The sequence below is a fragment of the Streptomyces griseus subsp. griseus genome (assembly GCF_000720255.1).
In the GTDB taxonomy this organism is placed as follows: Bacteria; Actinomycetota; Actinomycetes; order Streptomycetales; family Streptomycetaceae; genus Streptomyces; species Streptomyces griseus_I.
Window position 1 is genome coordinate 1 of the sequence record NZ_JOJE01000223.1, and the last position, 262, is coordinate 262.

Genomic DNA, 262 nt, shown 5'->3' on the forward strand with positions numbered 1-262 from the left:
CAAGGCGATGCAGAGTGTCGACTACGTCCCGGCCCGGGGCACGGTCTCGTCCTGGGGCGACTCGTACGGCAACCGCGTCGACCGCTTCCTGGCGGGCACGGCGTACCTGGACGGCTCCCGCCCCTCCCTGATCATGGCGCGCAGCTACTACACGCGTACCGTGATCGCGGCCTGGGACTGGCGTGGCGGTGCCTTCACCCGCCGCTGGACCTTCGACACCAACTCCTCCGCCAACTCCGGCAAGGGCTACGACGGTCAGGGC

The 262-nt window shown here is 69.8% G+C and carries 1 protein-coding gene; it reads left to right on the forward strand.

Annotation, left to right across the window (positions count from 1 at the left end):
• Window positions 1-262 (forward strand): rhamnogalacturonan lyase family protein (locus IG99_RS43880; protein ID WP_037684669.1); only part of this gene is annotated, 262 nt, incomplete at both ends.